The 4530-nt window shown below is 57.6% G+C and carries 4 protein-coding genes and 1 tRNA gene; 1 reads left to right on the top strand and 4 read right to left on the bottom strand.

All coding sequences use genetic code 11. From position 1 onward, the window contains the following. Positions 1-42: 42 nt before the first annotated feature. Positions 43-969, bottom strand: coding sequence for a class I SAM-dependent methyltransferase (locus ACF8AM_RS02415; protein WP_392554106.1), 927 nt, complete (start codon positions 967-969; stop codon positions 43-45). Positions 970-1323: 354 nt separating this feature from the next. On the opposite strand from ACF8AM_RS02415, the gene ACF8AM_RS02420 reads away from it, so the two are divergent. Continuing rightward, positions 1324-1397: transfer RNA gene (locus tag ACF8AM_RS02420), tRNA-Val, on the top strand. 186 nt (positions 1398-1583) lie between these two features. Here the strand turns inward: ACF8AM_RS02420 and ACF8AM_RS02425 are convergent. The 3 genes from ACF8AM_RS02425 to ACF8AM_RS02435 all read right to left on the bottom strand — a co-directional run bounded on the left by ACF8AM_RS02425 (position 1584) and on the right by ACF8AM_RS02435 (position 4454). Next, entirely contained in the window at positions 1584-1781 is a 198-nt protein-coding gene (locus ACF8AM_RS02425) for a hypothetical protein (protein WP_392554107.1), read from the bottom strand. Positions 1782-2262: 481 nt separating this feature from the next. Next, positions 2263-2841: a DUF1579 domain-containing protein gene (locus ACF8AM_RS02430; RefSeq protein WP_392554108.1), complete on the bottom strand. Its 579-nt coding sequence runs from the start codon at positions 2839-2841 to the stop codon at positions 2263-2265. A 245-nt stretch (positions 2842-3086) separates the two neighbouring features. Next, positions 3087-4454 (bottom strand): hypothetical protein, encoded by a 1368-nt coding sequence (locus ACF8AM_RS02435; protein ID WP_392554109.1) that lies wholly within the window; start codon positions 4452-4454, stop codon positions 3087-3089. Between the last annotated feature and the right edge of the window lie 76 nt (positions 4455-4530).

A 4530-nucleotide genomic window follows, 5' to 3' on the forward strand; every position in this document is an offset into this window, starting at 1 on the left:
TCGCCTCGTCCACTCCCCTCAAAAAGAGGTCGTGACAGACCACTAACCTTCATTCCAGACGCGAACAAAGAACCCCGCGTCCAGTTGCCGACCAAACTGATCGGGTATCCGCAGTCGCCCCGTTGCAAACCGAAGTGTTCCTAACGGCCCAACCGTTCGAGGCACCCGGTCCGCCAAGTACGCCTGCACATCGTCTTGATCAACGTCCGGCGAATGCCCTGTGATCAGCAATCGAAACGCTTCCGGTTCCAGTAACTTCAAGCTGTCATCGATCAACGGCCACACATCGCGACTCACTCGCCAAGCCTTCCCACTTGGACCATGACCATACGCCGGCGGGTCCATCACAATCGTGTGGTACCGATTTTCGCGTCGGACCTCTCGAGCCGTGAACTTGACCGCATCGTCAACCAAGAACCGGATCGGAGGATCCTCCCATCCGTTCGCTTCGGCCGCCGCGCGAGCCGACTGCACGTTCTTTTTGGCCGCGTCCACGTGAGCGACCGCGAACCCAGCCGACACCAACGCCATCGTGGACGCGCCCGTGTAAGCGAACAAATTGAGCGCCTTGGGACGATTGTCCGCCGAGGTCTTCGGCAAGGCATGAGTTCGCAACCAATCCCAATTGGCCTGTTGTTCCGGGAAGACACCGATGTGCCCATACGGAGTCGGCGCGACCGGCATTCGGAATCCGCCACACTCGACACAGCGTCCAGGTTTCCACTCCACCCGATGGTTCCATCGTTTTTCATGTTCATCGAAACGGCTGGCCGCCACCTTCCACCGCGCACGTTGCCTCGCAGCCAAACCCTCCGCCGCCGGCGAAGGCCGATCGATCAATCGCCCGGCGACCAATTCCAATTTGCGACCGCCACCAAAGTCAACCAGCTCGTACAAGTCGTCCGTGCGGCCACCGGGCATCCGCGAAGGACGGGATTCAGTCGAGCGAGAGGGATTCGAAAAATTCATGGCGAGTAGTGTATCTCCACCCCATCTCCATCCCAACCCAAATGCTCCATCCCAACCCGAATGCGTCAGCGAGGGACCAGGCCAGCAGGGGACGGGCAAGCAGAGGACCAGGCCAGCAGAGGACAGGGCCAGCAGAGGACAGGGCCAGCAAGGGACCAGGCCAGCAAGGGACCGCGCCACCATGCGGCGATCCCCACGCTCACCCGACGCCACTGTCTCCCAGCTTGCCACAACCCGCCAACGCCCCCCATCCGGCAATCAAGTCTTGTCACACTGCGGCGCGGAAGTTAATCTTTCCGCCACGAAGCCCCTGATACCGCCGCGAGCCTCACTCGCAGCGGCGGCAGACCCTTCGGGCGATTAGCTCAGTTGGTTAGAGCGCTGCTTTCACACGGCAGAGGTCACAGATTCGAATTCTGTATCGCCCACTTCCCAAAAGCCCAGCATTTCACGTAAATCGCTGGGCTTTTTCGTGTCCTGACTGTTTGAAGGCTCCATGCCAGAATCGGTCAGGGATGGATAATTTTGTCCCTTCCGGACTGGAGCTGGTGCATCCATTGGTGCATCGGCGCCCACTCGCAACGTTAGCAACTGTTCCACCGCGCCCGATGTTTCTAAGGTCCTTTCGTGGCAGGGCGAGCGAAGGCAGCCAAAATGTCTTCTGGCATCGTTACATTCCGCAATGTCGTCGGGGAATCAATCGCGTCGGGAAAGTAGACGAAGACATAGGGCGGCGTGTTGACGCCGTGCAAGGCGTAAGCTTCCAAGACATCACTGCTGCTGGATGAGCAGTCCACAAGGATCGGTGTCACGGCCTTTCGGTGGACTAATTCTCTGACACGCCGGTCGTTGAAAGTGATCTTTTCAACAACTTGGCTGTTGACGTCCCAATTGGCGTAGAAAAAGACAATTGCCGGCGATCCATCGCGACAACGCTCCTCAAAGACTGCCCTCGTGAACGGCTGCCAATGAATCGGACGGGATTCATACCACCTCACCGCGAACAGGCAAAAAAGTGCGAGCGGCACAATCACCACGAGCAACGTGGAAAGCCGAAATTTCGGAAGTCGAGCCAAGATGCAATCTCCCGAGGAAGTTGTTGATCACGCCAAAGGTCAGTCGTGCGGCGCAGTATGCCCCGATGGAAGCGAGCAGTTCAATCTTGAAGTCGCCACGCTAAGTTTTTGTCGTCCCTCCAAAGCAGATCTCGGAGAGAACCGAGAAGATCGGCCAGCGAATCAAGCCCCTGTCGCTGTCGGGGCAAGCAGACACGCAGGAGTCATCCGTTGAGTTTCACTCAGACAACGATGGTGTTTGAATGAATCGCGTTGCGGTGCCACTGACAAACGTGACCCACTTTCCGTCTTCGGTCAGGATTCGTGATTGGATGGAAAGTTCTTTGTCGGATTTGAATTCATAGATGTCTTCGAACTTCGTTGTCGCTCCTTCCGACATGAAATTCGGCCCCTCCGCTTCCAGCGTCAAGACCTTTCCGCTGGAGTCGACTTGACCTTCGTAATGCCACATCATGGAGGTCACCGAGTCGATCCAAGTGCCAACGTACTTCTGCTTGGTTTCATCGAAGCCGATGGTCTGGACACCATGCATTGGCGTTCCCGCGTAGTCACCTTCCATGTTGTTGATCAGCCAAAAACCGCCGAGCATGCGAGCTGTCATTTTTCCTTCGGATTGAACAGGCGGCTGATCAGGCCCCATGCTTGATTCGGACTTGGTCGTCCAAACACCCGAAAATTGTTGCAGCCATTGATGCTCTTGCGTCGGCTTGGGCATCGCCGGTGGCTCTTGGGCTGCCGCGTCTCCGATGAACAACAAGGCGAATGTTAGCGACAGCAGCGGAAGTGACTTTTGCATGTTTCGGTTCCTGGTCGGTGAAAGGGGGCGATGGATGCGTTGCGAATGCATCCGACTCAACATAGCCAGCGAGCAGCGAGATACGAAACCCGCCGAATCGCGATCCTCCAGAGCGAAACGGACGATCGGATTCGTCGCCTCATCCACTACCGATTGCGAAACGGACGATCGGACTCGTCGCCTCATCCACTACGAATTGCGAAACGGGCGGAAGAATTCGTCGCCTCATCCACTACGGGTGTGCTTTACTCCGCTTCCAGCCAGGCTTGCACGGCTTGAAGAGCGGCTTCGGGAGTTCGTTTGACCAACGGGAACCCACCATAAAATGCCTGCAAATTGGCCCCCTCCGCGAACAGGTCTTCCAGCTCTTGGCGGCATGAATCGGCGTCGTCAACGTAGATGCGATCACCGAGACGAAAGTAGGATTCGACCACGCCGAATCGTACCGGTTCCGTTTGACTGGCTTGGCCGATTTGTGAAAGCAACTTTTGCAGGTTGAATTTGGCTCCGCCTCGGTTGTCCATCGTGAACCCTGGCGTCGAGAAGGAATTCACGGCCGTCCATACCGGCGGCCGCGTTGTGCTGGCCGGCTTGACGGTCGCCAACGCGACGATGTGCGTGTAGACACGATCAGAAGGCAGGCCTCGCTCATGACAAGTCCGAGCCAAGGTTTCCATGTAATTGTGAATCGCCAGGTAACACAGCTGACGAAACTTCTCGTCCCTCGAAATCCCTTCTTGCTTCGCAGCCTTTACCAATCGTTCTTCGTCCCAGCCGCGCCAGTGCAAGGACGCGTACCCAAGCTGTTTGCCGATGAACGAGCGGTCCAATTCAATGCCCTTGGCCGAGCGAGGAGCCTCGGCTCGCACCACGCCTTTTTCGCGATCGATCAAAAGCTGAAAAAATGGATCGGCAAAGTCCGGCAGATGGGCTTCCCAAGCAACATTGATGCCCGCAAACAAATGCTCTCGGTTTTCGCTTCGCCACCGTTTCAACCGAGCGACCAATGGCGCGAGCACGCCTTCGTCCAATTGCGATGAAGCAAAATCCGCGAAGGCGGGTGAACCGAACGCGGGAATCGCGGGAGCGGGCGAACACCACGGTCCCCAGTTGAACCAAGGACGCGGGATGCAATTGGGAAGCTCACCGTTCACCGGAAAACGATCCCACTCACGCATCTCAGGATGTTTCCAAAACTGAACGGCGGGCTGGTCCTCGGATGGCAACGTGTCGTCGGCTCCCCACCCATAACACGAGTCGAGGTGCAAGAAGACGGGGATGCCGGTGCGTTCCGCAAGGTCCAGTGCCTGCTCGACATCTTCCTGAACCACCTTGGAGGAACGCGACAGGATGCGAAGTTGCTGGACCCCATACGCCACCATGCGTTTCGAGGAGGCTGGCATCGGGCCGAACCGACGTGCCATCGAACGAACATTCGCCTCGACGTCTCGACCGGGGCCTTGGTCCGGCCCGCCACCTTCCAGAACAACGTACTGAATGTCAGCGGCCAACGATGCCGCCGTGTTCGAAACGCCACACGCCAGCAGCAACATCCCAATCGTTCGCGCCGCCAACCAACTTGCTTCCCAGATCCGTTTCAGTGTCTCATGCATGCCCCAATGCTAGTCAGAGGCGATCAGCCGCGGAAGCCAGCCCACTGGCCGTCCTCCTCGGATCGAAGACGGCATC

The organism is Rhodopirellula sp. JB055 (assembly GCF_043100905.1).
In the GTDB taxonomy this organism is placed as follows: domain Bacteria; phylum Planctomycetota; class Planctomycetia; order Pirellulales; family Pirellulaceae; genus Rhodopirellula.